Origin of the sequence: Marinilactibacillus sp. 15R, assembly GCF_001895285.1 — a bacterium.
Classification (GTDB): domain Bacteria; phylum Bacillota; class Bacilli; order Lactobacillales; family Carnobacteriaceae_A; genus Marinilactibacillus; species Marinilactibacillus piezotolerans.
Map to the genome: position 1 here is coordinate 1,082,052 of NZ_CP017761.1, position 15,127 is coordinate 1,097,178.

General features: G+C 35.5%; 12 protein-coding genes and 3 pseudogenes. 9 read left to right on the forward strand and 6 right to left on the reverse strand.

Annotation, left to right across the window (positions count from 1 at the left end):
- Positions 1–115 precede the first annotated feature (115 nt).
- Positions 116–1,225 (forward strand): annotated as a pseudogene (locus BKP56_RS13995) (SulP family inorganic anion transporter); the annotation flags it as partial.
- Positions 1,202–1,717 carry an STAS domain-containing protein gene (locus BKP56_RS14000; protein ID WP_232226958.1) on the forward strand — a complete coding sequence of 172 codons (516 nt, stop codon included), beginning with the start codon at positions 1,202–1,204 and terminating at the stop codon, positions 1,715–1,717. The pseudogene BKP56_RS13995 and the gene BKP56_RS14000, both read left to right, overlap by 24 nt.
- A 43-nt stretch (positions 1,718–1,760) precedes the next feature.
- Here BKP56_RS14000 and BKP56_RS05300 read toward each other — a convergent pair.
- From BKP56_RS05300 to BKP56_RS05310, 3 genes and pseudogenes are all read right to left on the reverse strand, one after another.
- Positions 1,761–2,267: pseudogene (locus BKP56_RS05300) on the reverse strand (exodeoxyribonuclease III); the annotation flags it as partial.
- Positions 2,268–2,439: 172 nt separating this feature from the next.
- Positions 2,440–3,546 carry an IS4 family transposase gene (locus tag BKP56_RS05305; protein ID WP_072693882.1) on the reverse strand — a complete coding sequence of 369 codons (1,107 nt, stop codon included), beginning with the start codon at positions 3,544–3,546 and terminating at the stop codon, positions 2,440–2,442.
- A gap of 103 nt (positions 3,547–3,649) precedes the next feature.
- Positions 3,650–3,907: pseudogene (locus tag BKP56_RS05310) on the reverse strand (endonuclease/exonuclease/phosphatase family protein); the annotation flags it as partial.
- Between the two features lie 259 nt (positions 3,908–4,166).
- On the opposite strand from BKP56_RS05310, the gene murB reads away from it, so the two are divergent.
- The 6 genes from murB (at position 4,167) to BKP56_RS05340 (ending at position 10,422) form a co-directional block, all read left to right on the forward strand.
- Complete coding sequence (gene murB, locus BKP56_RS05315; RefSeq protein WP_072694135.1) at positions 4,167–5,174, forward strand: UDP-N-acetylmuramate dehydrogenase; 1,008 nt, start codon at positions 4,167–4,169, stop codon at positions 5,172–5,174.
- Between the two features lie 145 nt (positions 5,175–5,319).
- Positions 5,320–6,234, forward strand: a complete 915-nt coding sequence (locus BKP56_RS05320; protein WP_072694136.1) for a Gfo/Idh/MocA family protein — start codon at positions 5,320–5,322, stop codon at positions 6,232–6,234.
- Positions 6,235–6,610: 376 nt separating this feature from the next.
- On the forward strand, positions 6,611–7,708 hold the full coding sequence (locus BKP56_RS05325) for an ABC transporter ATP-binding protein (protein ID WP_072696000.1): 1,098 nt from the start codon (positions 6,611–6,613) through the stop codon (positions 7,706–7,708).
- Positions 7,698–8,510 carry an ABC transporter permease gene (locus tag BKP56_RS05330; protein ID WP_072694137.1) on the forward strand — a complete coding sequence of 271 codons (813 nt, stop codon included), beginning with the start codon at positions 7,698–7,700 and terminating at the stop codon, positions 8,508–8,510. The genes BKP56_RS05325 and BKP56_RS05330 overlap by 11 nt, the downstream gene beginning before the upstream one ends.
- Positions 8,507–9,346, forward strand: a complete 840-nt coding sequence (locus BKP56_RS05335) for an ABC transporter permease (RefSeq protein WP_072694138.1) — start codon at positions 8,507–8,509, stop codon at positions 9,344–9,346. Before BKP56_RS05330 ends, BKP56_RS05335 begins: the two co-directional genes overlap by 4 nt.
- Positions 9,346–10,422: an ABC transporter substrate-binding protein gene (locus BKP56_RS05340; protein ID WP_072694139.1), complete on the forward strand. Its 1,077-nt coding sequence runs from the start codon at positions 9,346–9,348 to the stop codon at positions 10,420–10,422. The genes BKP56_RS05335 and BKP56_RS05340 overlap by 1 nt, the downstream gene beginning before the upstream one ends.
- Positions 10,423–10,513: 91 nt before the next feature.
- Here the strand turns inward: BKP56_RS05340 and BKP56_RS05345 are convergent, their stop codons facing one another.
- Positions 10,514–11,716, reverse strand: a complete 1,203-nt coding sequence (locus BKP56_RS05345; RefSeq protein ID WP_072694140.1) for a M20 metallopeptidase family protein — start codon at positions 11,714–11,716, stop codon at positions 10,514–10,516.
- A gap of 178 nt (positions 11,717–11,894) precedes the next feature.
- Between BKP56_RS05345 and rpiA the strand changes: the two genes are divergently transcribed.
- Positions 11,895–12,572: a ribose-5-phosphate isomerase RpiA gene (gene rpiA, locus BKP56_RS05350; RefSeq protein WP_072694141.1), complete on the forward strand. Its 678-nt coding sequence runs from the start codon at positions 11,895–11,897 to the stop codon at positions 12,570–12,572.
- A gap of 235 nt (positions 12,573–12,807) precedes the next feature.
- On the opposite strand, the gene BKP56_RS05355 is transcribed toward rpiA, so the two are convergent.
- Both BKP56_RS05355 and BKP56_RS05360 read right to left on the reverse strand, forming a co-directional pair.
- The gene (locus tag BKP56_RS05355) at positions 12,808–13,761 is read right to left on the reverse strand and encodes an L-threonine 3-dehydrogenase (protein WP_072694142.1); all 954 of its coding nucleotides are present in this window, start codon (positions 13,759–13,761) and stop codon (positions 12,808–12,810) included.
- Between the two features lie 125 nt (positions 13,762–13,886).
- Positions 13,887–15,077 carry a glycine C-acetyltransferase gene (locus BKP56_RS05360; RefSeq protein WP_072694143.1) on the reverse strand — a complete coding sequence of 397 codons (1,191 nt, stop codon included), beginning with the start codon at positions 15,075–15,077 and terminating at the stop codon, positions 13,887–13,889.
- Between the last annotated feature and the right edge of the window lie 50 nt (positions 15,078–15,127).

The following is a 15,127-nucleotide window of genomic DNA, read 5'->3' on the forward strand; positions in this document are numbered from 1 at the left end:
TTAAAAATTAACTTATTCACTTATAAGTGATTTTTTCATTGTTTTAAATAATTTATGTGTTAACATGTTTAATTGCAGCTGCTAGGATAGAATAGCTGAAAAAGGAGAGAATAGAATGGGAAATAATAGTTTGTTGAAGAATGGTAGGTTTCGACCATTGCAATTTTTAAAAGATAATAAGTCAGCAGCTAAAAATGATGTGTTATCAGGACTAACAGTTGCTTTAGCACTGATTCCAGAATCGATCGCTTTTGCATTTGTAGCAGGTGTCAGTCCAATACTTAGTTTGCAGACTGCTTTTATCATTGGATTAGTTGCGGCAATATTTACCGGAAGACCTGGAATGATCAGTTCTTCTACAGCAGCAATGGCAGTTGTGTTTGCATCATTAGTTGCAACACATGGGCTGGAATATCTTTTTGCGACGGTGTTGTTAGTGGGTATTATTCAAGTCAGTATAGGACTTTTAAAATTAGGTAAATATGCAAGAATAATTCCATATCCAGTTATGCTAGGGTTTTTAAATGGACTATCTATTGTAATTTTTATAGCTCAATTAGATCAATTTAAAGTTAATCAAGTAACAGAAGTGGATGGTGTATCTGTAACAGAATCAGTTTGGATGTAAGGGGTTGATCTAACACTCATGATTGCTTTTGTAGGATTCACTATGCTGATGATTCACTTTATTCCTAAATTCACCAAAGCGATTCCTTCAAGTTTGGTTGCAATCGTTGTAATGACGATCATTGCAGTTGTATTAGGATCATATGGTATTCATCTTCAGAATGTTCAAGACTTTGCCGGTATGGAAATTGTAGGAGGATTACCAGAGTTTCATATTCCACAAGTACCTTTAAACCTTGAAACATTAAGTATTATTACCCCTTATGCTGTAATTGGCGGGTTAGTTGGACTGACAGAAGCGGTCTTAACCTTACAAGTGCTTGATGAAATGACAAATACAAGAGGAAGAACGAATAAGGAAATTATTGCACAAGGACTTGCTAATACCGTTAATGGGTTTTTCGGCGGTACGGGAGGAGATGCGATGATCGGTCAATCCATCATAAATATTAAGTCTGGCGGGAGACATCGCTTATCTGGAATTGTAGCTGCATCTGCGTTGATGTTTTTCATTATGTTTGGTTCAGGTTTCATTAATGCTATTCCTTTAGCTGGACTTGTTGGAGTAATGTTTATGGTTGTAGTTGGAACTTTTAAATGGGAAAGTTTACGATACAAGGGAAAAGTTCCTGCACAGGATATCCTTGTCGTGATAGTCGTATCTGTTATTACAATTTTTGCTGATTTAGCCACAGCAGTTATTGCAGGCGTTATCGTTTCAGCTTTGATTTTTGCCTGGGAAAAAGGGAAAGTTATCTACGCTAATGTTGAAGAAACGAATGTCGGAGAAAAAACATATAAAATCAATGGTACACTATTTTTTGGATCTGTATTAAATTTCAAAGAACTTTTCGATGTTGATAATGACCCAGATAAAGTTATTCTAGATTTGAAGTATGCTAAAGTTTCAGATTATTCAGCTGTTGAATCGATCAGCTCCATCACAAAGCGTTATGAAGATGCGGGTAAAACGTTTAAGATCATTCGTCTTAGTGAAGATTGTAAGAGAATGTTCCATAATGCAAATGCTTTTACGTCTGTTGTAATAGATGAAGCAGAAGCTGAAATTATTGAATATCCATATGTATAAAAGCACAAAGACTTTCTTGAGTTTCTCAAGAAAGTCTTTTGGTTTATAATCTTATTTGTAGTTCTACGGGACAATGATCTGAACCGGTATAGTCAGTATGGATCTTAGCATCTACCAATTTGTCTTCTAACTGTTTTGAAACTACAAAATAATCAATACGCCATCCTGCGTTCCGCTTTCTAGCTCCAAATCGGTAATTCCACCAAGAATAGATCTCCTCTTGGTCAGGATAGAAGTAGCGGAAAGTATCTATAAATCCACTTTGTAAGAATGCAGTAAACTGAGAACGTTCTTCATCAGAAAATCCAGCACTGCTGCGATTACTATCAGGATTTTTTAAGTCTATATCTTTATGAGCTACGTTTAAATCCCCACATAAAATTACTGGTTTTACTGAATTAAGGGACCGGATGTAAGCCTGAAAGTCTTTTTCCCAGCGTAAACGATAATCAATTCTCTTCAATTCTGACTGAGAGTTAGGCGTATAGCAAGTAACAATAAAGTAATCATCATATTCTAAAGTGATTACTCTACCTTCTGAATCATGTTCACTAGTGTTGCATAAAACTTAGAATAAATGATTTTTATATATTGTTACTTTAATCACAAGTAGTTTTCATTAAAATTTCCAAAAAAGTCAATTGCTGGCGCAAGGGATGACTTTTTCCAGAAATTTTTAGGGTTATTCAGTTGTCGCTTAGTCTATTTGCACTTTCTTTCACTTAACCAGGTGCGAACGATGCTTTGAAACACTCAAACGGTTCATACTGTAACGCTCTGATTTGTCTCAAAATTGTGAAGAGGCTTGATTTCAACCTTAATTCAAGTTTCATCAGTAACGTCAATAAGTAGACTATCATCGCAAGAATCACCTGATTCTCTACACCTTGTTCAGACTGTGAATAGTACGTTTTAATGGTCAAATGTTGTTTGATATGCTTGAAAAACAACTCGATCTGCCATCTTGATTGATACATTTTTCCGATGTCCTCTGCTGAAAGATCCATTCGGTTCGTCAGGATACGCAGATTCGATCGATGCTTACGTTCAATCGTTATTAAACGAAACAACCCCGTCAGGTAGGTCGATTTGCCCAGCTGAACCAATTGGTCACTGATAATCCCTGATTCATGAGACACTTCCAAGTGCGCTTGAACATGAACGGCTGTATTCTTTTTAATGCGGGAGACGAAAAAGTAGCCCTCCCAGTTCATTTGATCAAACTGAGTGAAATCCAGATACCCGCGATCAAAAACATAGGTCGCCCGTTTCTCATTAATAAAGACGTTCAAGTGATCATGGTCGTGTTCAGAGGCATTGGACAGTTCGAATTGTTCAGGGTGCACCCATCCTTCTTTCATATGACAGACTTTTAAGTGCAGTTTGATTCCCGACTTAGTCGGGCGAAACGTGCCCCAGGGATACCGCGTTTTATTCAGTGAAAAAGTGGACGAATCAATTAAGAACACTCTTTCTTTTGATTGCACCGCTGTTTTTTCATGAACCAGTGAAAGTAATTGCGTGAAAATATCCATCAATACGGAGGGTTCCATCTTTCGCAGGGCACGTGACAATTGAGAATAGCTAATAGACTCAATACCCATCACTTTTTTTAATTTTGGGTTGACCAACTGTTGATCCAAATGCCGTAGGCTATCGGTTTCATCATTAATCGCATAGAGAAAGAGTTTCAGTACTTTCTTAAACGTTAACTTTTTTGAATAGCGATTAAACTGACCGATAACCTGTCGAGACGTTTCACTTAATTTTTCTAAAGAAATGTACGAAAACCATTTATTTATGGTCATTTTTGTTTTATACTTATCCATGCTATAAGTCCTTTGTTTTGGTCTTGGATAAGTCATCCAACCCCATTATAAAGGACTTTTTTATGTGTTGAAACAGTTAAATTATTTAATGCAACACTAGTGAATCATGTTCATCAATACCGATACCATAGCTAACCTTTTTCGGATCATATTTAGTATAAATAGCTGTTCCAGAATACCCTTTTTTATCTGCATAATTCCAATAGGAAGTATATCCATCAAATTCCAAGTCAATTTGTCCTTCTTGAAGTTTGATTTCTTGTAAGCAGAAAAAATCAGCATCTAGATTTTTGAATTGATTCAAAAAATCTTTTTGAACAATCGCACGTAAGCCATTTACGTTCCAAGATATCAATTTCATAAGTAATTCCTCCAATATATGTTACTCTAATCATATCTAATATAATCTGAAATGTAAAAACGAAAGATTATAATTGTACGTTTATTAATGAATGATGATGTTTTAGAGTGAAAAGGTTGTCGGTTTAGTTACAATTAGAATTATAACTATTACATATGGTATATTCATGTTAAAATAAAAAATAACTGATAATTTAGTTTTTCAGAAAATTGCCTACCAGACTAGAACGGATATTATATTGAGAGGAACGTAAAGATACATGGACTTGAAAATATTCCAACAAAAATTTAAAGATTCAATTATTAAAATAAATGAGCCCTTAGCGCATTATACTTATACAAAAACTGGTGGACCTGCAGATGTACTAGTATTCCCTAAAAGAAAAGAAGAAATCGCAGAAATCGTAACTTATATTCATGAAAAGAATTGGCCGTTGACCATTTTAGGGAATGCCAGTAATTTAATCGTTAAAGACGGTGGGATCCGTGGAGTCACACTGATTTTAACTGAAATGGATCAGATTTCTGTACATGAAAAGTCTATCGTGGCACAAGCTGGTGCCGCTTTGATTGATGTTAGTAAAAAAGCTTCTGGTTTCAGTTTGAGCGGACTTGAATTTGCTTGCGGGATTCCGGGGAGTGTAGGTGGTGCTGTCTTCATGAATGCTGGAGCCTACGATGGAGAAATTAAAGATGTCATTCAGAAAGTTACTGTACTATCTCGTACAGGAGAATTAAAAGAAGTAACAAATGAAGAAATGGAATTTGTTTATCGAAACAGTAAAATTCAGCAGACAGGCGATATCGTAATTGATGTGACATTTTTACTAACTGAAGGGGATCAAGAAAAAATTATCGAGCGTATGAATGAATTAACAATGCTCCGTACAACAAAACAACCTCTTGAATATCCTTCGTGCGGGTCAGTATTTAAACGTCCAACAGGCTACTTTACAGGTAAGCTTATTCAAGAAGCGGGTTTACAAGGGTTGGTTTGGGGTGGAGCTCAGATCTCTACAAAACATGCAGGGTTTATTGTAAATGTAAATCAGGCAACAGCAACAGATTATATTGAATTGATCGAACATATTAAAGAGGTTATTTTAGATAAAGACGATGTTCAATTAGAAACTGAAGTCCGCATTATTGGGGAAGATCCAACTGAAACCGAGATTGTACATGCGAAGAATATCATCAAAAAAGCAACAAAGGAGTTCAAGAAGAAAATTAATGCTGAACAATCCGTTCAACTAGCTGACGAGCTTTAAATAAACGCATACAAGGAAGACTATTTTTAAAATAAAAATGTCTGATAGGTATGCTTTTATTATTTTATTATATTAAAACGCTTAAAATTCTATATAATATAAGAAGAAAGTAGAAAAGCATTATAAAATATTAGGAGGAAGTTAAATGAAAGTTGGCGTGATTGGATTAGGGACTATTGCACAAAAAGCCTATTTACCCATGATGATGACAGAACATCCAGAAGTAGAATGGCATTTGAGCACTAGAAATAAAGAAAAACTAGAAGTTTTAGGAAAAAAATATAGAATAAATGCTGAGCAATTACATACAGATTGGGAAGATCTATTGGATTTGGATATAGATGCGGTCTTTATTCACACTCCTACGACTACCCATGCTGAAATTATTCGTGCTATGCTTGAAAAAAGAATTGCAGTATTTGTGGATAAACCAATCAGTGATCGACTAGAGGAAACTAAAGAACTGATTAAACTATCTAAAGAGACAAATACTTTACTAATGACAGGATTCAATCGCAGATTTGCACCAAGAGTTAAAGAATTAAAAGAAATTCAGAACAAAAATATGATCTTTTTCCAAAAAAATCAGGCTAATCAACCGACGAAGGCTTCAAGATATCGTATATATGACTTGATGATTCATCCAATCGATACAGCTTTACACATGGTGGATGGTCCTGTCAGAATCATTGGTACTGGAATAGTCGGTACAGAAGACGCATTGAAACGTGCATGGGTAATGCTGGAGTCAGAATCAGCTAATACAATGGTTTCAGTAAATACAGAATCAGGAGCAAGACTTGAAACAATGGAAGTCCAAAGTTCGAATGAGACTGTGCGTTTAGAAAATCTTGCAGATTTTACAAGATATAATGAATCGGGTTTGTTCAGCAAGTCCTATGGCGACTGGGAGAACACACTATATAAAAGAGGATTTGCTTCAATGATTGATGTTTTCTTAGAAACTGTGGAAACAAATGGAGTGAATCCAGTACCTTTGGACTCTGTTTTGCAGAGCCATGAAGTTTGTGAAACAATTTTGGAAAATGCGGGATTCTAATTAATTCTATAATTGATTTTCAAGGAAAGTGTAGTAACTTTTTCTTGAAAATATCATATTATTCACTGTGAAAATAAAATAGATATTCATTCTTAAGACGATCGTTCTATTGGAACGGTCGTTTTTAAAATGTTTAATTCAACTTTATAATATCTGTTGCTACAAGAAATATAGGAAAAATAACATTCAATTGTGAATAAGAGACTAATAAATTGTAAGATATAATCGGTAAAAGTGATTGATTTTATCCCACTTAAAGATATAATTATATAGGTTTCACAATATTTTATGAAAAAGTAGTTAAAAGGAGTGTTAGACTGTGGCGGAAAATACCATAATTTCGTTTCAAAATGTTCACAAACAATTCGATGAAAACATGATCTTAAAAGATATTTCTTTTGATTTAGAAAAAGGTAAATTTTATACCTTGTTAGGTCCGTCAGGTTGTGGGAAATCAACAATCTTAAATTTGATTGCAGGATTTACTCAAGCCACTTCTGGATCTATTATTCTAGATGGCAAAAAAGTCAACACTCTACCACCTAATAAACGTAAAGTAAATACAGTTTTTCAGGATTATGCTTTATTTCCTCATATGAATGTATATGACAATGTTGCATTCGGATTGAAGATAAAGAAGTTACCCAAGAATCAAATAAAACAAAAAGTAACAGAAGCATTAAAATCTGTTCGTTTAACAGGATTTGAAACAAGAGAAATTTCAGAAATGTCTGGTGGGCAGCGCCAACGTGTTGCTATCGCTAGAGCAATTATCAATGAACCTGAGATATTACTGCTGGACGAACCTTTATCAGCGCTAGATTTGAAATTAAGAACAGAAATGCAGTATGAATTAAGAGAACTACAACAACGACTAGGAATTACTTTTATTTTTGTTACCCATGATCAGGAAGAAGCACTGGCTATGAGTGACAAGATTTTTGTTATGAAAGAAGGTGAAATCATTCAGAGTGGTACACCTATTGATATTTATGACGAACCTTTGAATAATTATGTAGCAGATTTCATTGGAGAAAGTAATATTGTTACTGGGAAAATGATTAAAGACTACAAAGTAGAGTTTGCCGGACAGATATTTGATTGTGTGGATGGCGGAATGACTGAAGAAGAACAAGTAGAAATCGTGATTCGACCAGAAGATTTGGTAATGACTAGACCAGTACTGGGTAACTTGAAAGTGAAAGTTCAATCGCAACTATTCAGAGGTGTCCATTACGAAATTATCGGAGAAGATCCAGAAGAAAACGAATGGATGGTCCATACGACGCGTAAAGCAGAAGTTGGTGATGAAGTAGGCCTTGCATTTGAACCAAGAGATATCCACATTATGCGTATAGGAGAAACAGAAGAAGCCTTCAATACTCGTCTAGCAGAATATGCAATCAACAGTGGTACTAGTGTACAAGCAGCTATTGATATTGAAAAGGGAGTGGAGTTGAACTATGACGTCTAAGCAAAACAGAGTACTCTTTTTCCCTTATTTTATCTGGATTGGCTTATTTGTTCTTATTCCAATCGGATTACTTGTGTATCAGTCCTTTATCGGGATAAATGGAGAATTTACATTTGATAATATTCTCACTTATTTTACTTCAGCTACGTACCTAACCATGACATTGCAATCATTTGTATATGCTTTTATCATTACGCTTCTAACATTTTGTATCAGTTATCCAACTGCTTATTTTTTAACACAGACAAAACGCAAAGATTTATGGATGCTCTTGCTGATTTTACCTACATGGATCAATGTCTTGCTTAAAGCTTATGCTTTTATTGGTTTACTAAGTCAGGACGGTAGTATAAATGGATTTTTTGACTGGATCGGAATTGGTAGACAGCAGTTACTCTTTACAAATGCAAGTTTCTTGCTAGTTGCAACATATATTGAAATTCCATTTATGCTCCTTCCGATATACAATGCGATTGAAGAGATTGATTCTTCATTACTGCATGCTAGCCGTGATTTAGGAGCAAGCAGTTGGGATACCTTCAAAACAGTTGTTTTTCCTTTATCTCTTTCAGGAGTAAGAAGTGGAATACAAGTTGTATTTATTCCGTCATTATCACTATTTATGTTAACAAGGTTGATCGGTGGAAATAGGGTCATTACTTTGGGAACGGCCATTGAACAGCATTTTCTCGTGACACAAAACTGGGGAATGGGTTCTACGATTGGTATCGTACTGATATTGTTGATGATTATCATAATGCTGTTGACCTCTGGACGTAAAAAGGAGGCTCGTAAACTATGAAAAAGTTAAAATTTAGTTGGTCGAATGCCTATTTATTTTTAATATTTGCTCTACTTTATACGCCTATTATCTATTTAATTTATTATTCTTTTAATCAGGCTGGAACGATGAACGAGTTTACCGGCTTCACAACAGAACATTATGGGTCACTTGCAGACGATACGCGATTAATTCGAATAGCACTAGATACTTTTAGAGTTGCACTGCTTTCTTCTTTAATAGCAACAATTATTGGAACGCTGGGAGCAATCGGGATTTTTTTCGTAAGCCAACGAAAAACACAAGCAGCTTTATTAGGGTTGAATAACGTTCTGCTGGTTTCTCCAGACGTAATTATAGGTGCTAGCTTTTTATTACTCTTTACAATGGCTGGCTTTCGATTAGGATTCTATTCTGTTTTGTTTTCTCATATTGCATTCAGTATTCCCATTGTTGTTTTGATGGTGTTACCAAAATTACAAGAAATGAATCTGAATATGATTACCGCAGCAAAAGATTTAGGTGCCAATAACTGGCAAGTATTAAAAAGTGTCATTATTCCAAGCATTACGCCAGGGGTTTTAGCAGGATATTTTATGGCATTCACCTATTCTATAGATGATTTTGCGGTGACATTCTTTGTTACTGGAAATGGATTTGCAACATTGTCTGTTGAAATATATTCTAGAGCAAGACAAGGAATCAGCTTGGAAATCAATGCCCTCAGTACCATTTTATTTATTCTGGCATTAGGGTTAGTAAGTGGTTATTATTTTGTTCAAAAACAACAACGAAACCGAAAACGCAAATTAACGGATATAGATTCAGCGAATCACCAGAAGGCGGTGTCTCCTTAATGAAAAGGCTCGTTCAACTTACTGTAATCATCTTAGGTGTTACAGGATTGCTATACATTGGAAGTTTATATGTAGACCGTTCTGAAGGAACTGCGAGTTCCGATACATTGAATATCTTTAACTGGGGAGATTATATTGATCCAGCATTACTTGAACAATTTGAAGAAGAAACAGGGTATCGCGTCGTTTACGAAACGTTTGATTCAAACGAAGCAATGTACACAAAAGTTCAACAAGGTGGAACAGCGTATGATCTGGCCATACCAAGTGAGTATATGATTGATCGTATGATTCAAGAAGAACTGGTACTTCCGCTTGATCATTCTAAAATAGAAGGACTGGAGCATATTGATCCAGCGTTTTTAGACTTGGCTTTTGATCCTGATAATCAATACTCTATTCCTTACTTCTGGGGCACTTTAGGGATTATTTATAATGATAAAATGATCAGCGAAGATGAAATTCAGTCATGGAGTGATCTGTGGAATTCTGAATATAATGAAGATATTATGCTGATTGATGGAGCAAGAGAGATCATCGGTATTGGACTAGAGACAAAAGGATACTCATTGAATTCGAAAAACGATGAAGAACTTGCTGATGCGTTTGAGTTATTGAAAGGGTTAGCGCCAAATGTCAAAGCCCTGGTAGCTGATGAAATCAAGATGTATATGATCCAGGAAGAAGCACCTATCGCTGTAACATTTTCAGGAGAAGCAGCTGACATGATGTGGGAAAATGAATCACTGCATTACATCTTGCCTGAAGAAGGATCGAATTTATGGTTTGATAATATGGTCATTCCTAAAACAGCTCAAAATACAGAAGCTGCGTATGCCTTCATCAATTTTATGCTTAAACCAGAAATTGCTGCACAAAATGCAGACTACATTGGATACAGCACACCTAATCAAGATGCTATGGCATTATTACCAGAAGAAACTATTAATGATGTACAGTTTTATCCCACAGACGAAATGATGGAAAATCTTGAAGTTTATGAAAATCTTGGCTATGAGTATTTAGGGAAATATAATGATTTATTTTTAGAGTTTAAAATGCTGAGAAGAGATTAAATAATTTAAAAGCCTTACTTATTGTTTAACTGCGGGTAATCTATTAGATTACTGTTGGAATCAGTAAAGTAAGGCTTTTTATTCTGTCGATTTATTTAGAAGCTAATTTTGAGTAATTCATCGCAACACTGACAAATAATGTAATTCCAGTTAAGAAACTGTTTTCGTCCAACCCAAATTTTGGATGATGATGAGGGAAATCGAATCCTAAATCTTCGTTTCTAGAACCTATAAATAAATAGGTTGAAGGAACGATAGCTGAAAAGGCAGAAAAATCTTCTCCTCCCATAAAAGGTGGTAAAGAAACAATTTGTTCAGGATAAAGATCTCTAGAAATTTTTTCTACTAATTTAGTAGTTTCTGCATTATTAATCACACTTGCATAACCATGACGAAAATTGAAATCATACGTAGCGCCGTAACTATCACAAGTCCCGCGAATTACTCGTTCCATCTCAGTTTCAATTAATGCTCTTACATCTGCATCAAAGGTACGAACACTTCCACCGAGAATAATGCTATCAGGAATAATATTTTTTGCGTTTGGATCTCCTGCTTGGAATACAGTATTGGAAATAATTCCAGAAGCTAAAGGATCTAATTTCCGAGAAATAATGGTTTGAAATTTATCAATAATTTGAGCTCCGATGATTACTGGATCGATTGTTTCATGAGGACTTGCTGCATGTCCGCCTTTCCCGTAAATCGTCACCTCATAGCGGTCTGAATTTCCAGAGCAAGCACCAGTTTTGACATCAATAAGCCCTGTATCTAAACTTGAAACCAAGTGATGACCATATATAAAATCGAAGTCATCGAACAAACCGGTTGCAACCATTTCTTTCGCTCCACCTGGATGACTTTCTTCAGCATGCTGAAAGATACTATATATTTCCCCTTCTAACTGATCAGTGTGTTCAGACAAAATTTTTGTTGCTGTTAATAATAAAGCGGTATGTCCGTCATGCCCACAAGCATGCATTACTCCATCTACATGTGAAGCGAATGGAATATCGGGGCGGTCTTCTTGAATTGGTAAGGCATCAATATCTGCACGTAATCCAATTTTCAATCCAGACTTTGCTCCGGTAATTTTAACTAGAACGGAAGTTTTTGTCGGACGAGTAACTTCAACATTATCAAGAGCACTCATTTCATCAAAAATAAATTGACTCGTTTTAACTTCTTGAAAAGATAGTTCTGGGAATTCATGAAATTTCCTTCTATAATTAAGCACTGTCTGTTCATGATCTTTTATTGTTTCTATTAGATTTGAGGATAGTGCAGTATACATAATCTCACTCCGTTAAAAATATTTAATGATAATTATATCATTTTTTAATCTTAAAAAGAAAGATATATTTGAGAAAGAATTAATTTAGAATTTGAAGCGTGGAATTAATTTGATCTATGGTACAATTATATGGAAATGAAAGCGATACATAGGAGAAAGCAAAGGAAAGGACAATTCGATGAATTTAAAAGAAATGGTAGGATATAAAGCTGCTGAATTTGTGAAAGACGGGATGACAGTTGGTTTAGGAACAGGTTCAACGGCCTATTATATGGTAGAAGCTATAGGGAAACGTGTCAAAGAAGATGGACTGCAAATTGTAGGAGTGACGACTTCATTTAAAACAGCTGATCACGCAAGAGCCTTGGGTATTCCTCTAAAAGATATAGACGAAGTAGAAAAAATTGATCTAACCATTGATGGCGCTGATGAGATTTCTAGTCAATATCAGGGAATTAAAGGTGGAGGTGCTGCGCACTTATTTGAAAAAATCGTCGCTAATTTGTCAGATAAAAATATCTGGATTGTGGATGAAAGTAAGCTAGTTGACGAACTAGGGGCATTTCCTTTGCCGATAGAAGTTGTTCATTTTGGTTCGGGTCAGCTATTTAAATTATTTGAGAAAAAAGGTTACAAGCCAACTTGGAGAAACGATAAAGAAGGAAAACAACTGGTAACTGATTCGGGTAATTTGATTATTGATTTGAACATGGGTCTAATTGAAGAACCACTAAAATTAGCGAAATGGTTAGATTCGTTAACCGGAGTAGTTGAACATGGACTTTTCTTAAATTGTGTCAATACTGTCATCGTAGGTACTAGCGAAGGACCAGTTGTTGAAGTAGTAAATAGATAAGGGTATTAAATAGAGTTATTACTGAAAAAATAAAAATAGATAATTATTGAAAAGATAAACGTTTATTGTCAGTAAAAGCTATGAACGATTAATAATTGAGATTAAACTTACTGAAATAAGCAGTCGGTGAAGAAAGTAACAGCTTAAATGTAAAAAAGGAATGCGATTTTCTTGTTCAAGAAAATCGCATTCCTTTTATTGATTGCAATTCTGCCTTTTTAGTATCTCAGTTCAATTAAGCTTTACTTTTTTCTTTTAACTTCTCTAACATATCAGTGGTCATTCTCTCGAGACTATACTCGGGAGAAAAATTCCATTCTTCACGTGCACTAGTAGTATCAATTGAGTTTGGCCATGACTCTGCGATCGTCTGGCGAACAGGATCTACCTCAAATGATAATTTGAAATCAGATATATGCTTCTGGATGGCTTTTTCGAAGTCTTCTGGACAAACACTCATTGCACTGACGTTAAACGCATTACGATTGATAAGTTGATTTGCGGGAGCTTCCATTAGGCGAATAATTGCTTCTACTGCATCTGGCATATACATCATATCCATGTATGTACCTTTATCTATGAAAGAAGTATAAGCATGTTTCTTCAAGGCTTCGTAGTAGATATCGACCGCATAATCTGTTGTTCCCCCACCAGGTAAAGCTTCATATGAAATCAAGCCGGGGAAACGTACACTTCTGGTGTCTACACCAAATTTGTGATAATAATAGTCACAAAGGAGTTCTCCACTGACTTTTGTTACACCATACATCGTTGTTGGACGCTGTAAAGTTACTTGTGGGGTTTGGTCTTTAGGCGTTTGAGGGCCAAAAGCACCAATAGAGCTAGGAGTGAAAAATTTCAAATTATGAATTCGTGCAACTTCTAAAGCATTCATCAATCCTCCCATATTTAATTCCCAAGCTAATTGCGGTTTAGCTTCAGCAACAGCTGATAGAAGAGCGGCAAGGTGGATCAGCGTATCGATCTCATGCTTTTTCACTAAGTCTTCGATTGCTGTAAGGTTTGTAACGTCTAAGTATTCAAATAGGCCATTTTCAACCACGGTAGAATTTTCTGGTTTGTGAATATCTGTCGCAATCACATTATCGGCTCCGTATTTCTCCCGCAAACGCGTGGTTAGTGCCGTTCCAATCTGACCTAATGCACCTGTAATTAAAATTTTTTTCAAGGTAGTCCCTCCGTTAATCTGATTATTATTGCAAAAGAAAAAGCAGTTGACTGGATTTGTGACCGCCATTATCTGATCTTAACCCAGTATATTCAACTGCTGTATCCTTTTAAAATAAAGAATAATTAAATGACATTCAATTCAAGTCCGACTTTTTTGTAAGTGGCAAGTACCTGGTCTAATTGTTCTTTTGTATGTGCAGCACTTGGCATATTTCTAACGCGGCCCGTGCCTCTTGGAACAGTGGGAAACACAATTGATTTTGCGTATACACCTTCTTCTGTTAAACGCTTAGAGAATATCTGTGTTAATTTTTCGTCGCCTATAATGCAAGGGGTAATAGGGGTTTGTGAATTTCCAATGTTGAACCCTAATTTATTTAACCCTTCCTTAAGGTAACGACCACTTTCCCATAATCTATCATGTTCTTCGGTAGAAGCTGACATAATATCAATAGCTTCTATACAAGCAGCTGCAGCTCCGGGAGTCAAGGAAGTGGAGAATAAGAATGGACGGGCACGAACTTTTAACCAGTCGATCAGATTCTGTGTTCCTGCAACATATCCACCCACAACACCAACGGCTTTAGAAAGAGTCCCCATCTGGAAGTCTATCTTGTCTTGAAGCCCGAAATGTTTAACTGTTCCAGCACCTTTTCCCATTACGCCAGATCCATGTGCATCATCAACATAAGTGATCAAGTCGAATTCTTCAGCGATTTTTACAATTTCAGGTAAATTGGCAACATCTCCATCCATAGAAAAAACACCATCAGTAATATACATCACTTTTTCATATTGACCACTTTCGGTAGCTTCTTTTGCTTTAGCACGTAAATCATCCATATCCTGATGATTAACACGAATAATTTTGGCACCAGATAAACGACACCCATCAATAATAGAAGCATGGTTTAATTCATCTGAAAGAATGGCATCCTTTTTGTTCATGACAGCTGAAATAGCTCCCATATTACAGTTGAAACCAGATTGGAAAGCTACAGCAGCTTCAGTTTGCTTGAAGTCGGCAATTTTAGCTTCTAATTCTTCATGAATACTTTGTGTTCCATTGATAGTACGAACAGCACCAGCACCTACACCGAATTTATCAGTAGCAGCATTAGCTTTTTCTTTTAATCTTGAATCATTTGCAAAACCAAGGTAATTATTAGAAGACATATTGATTAAAGTTTTACCATTAATTGTGATTTCTGAACCGTTAGGCCCTTCTAATGTATCAATTTCATTATAGAGTCCGTTCTCTTTTAATTCTGTTAAATTTTTTTCTAGAAAGATATTTAATTTGTGGCTTGTCATATAATCGCTCCTTAATTATTAATAGAATCTTTATTTAACTATTAAAGATT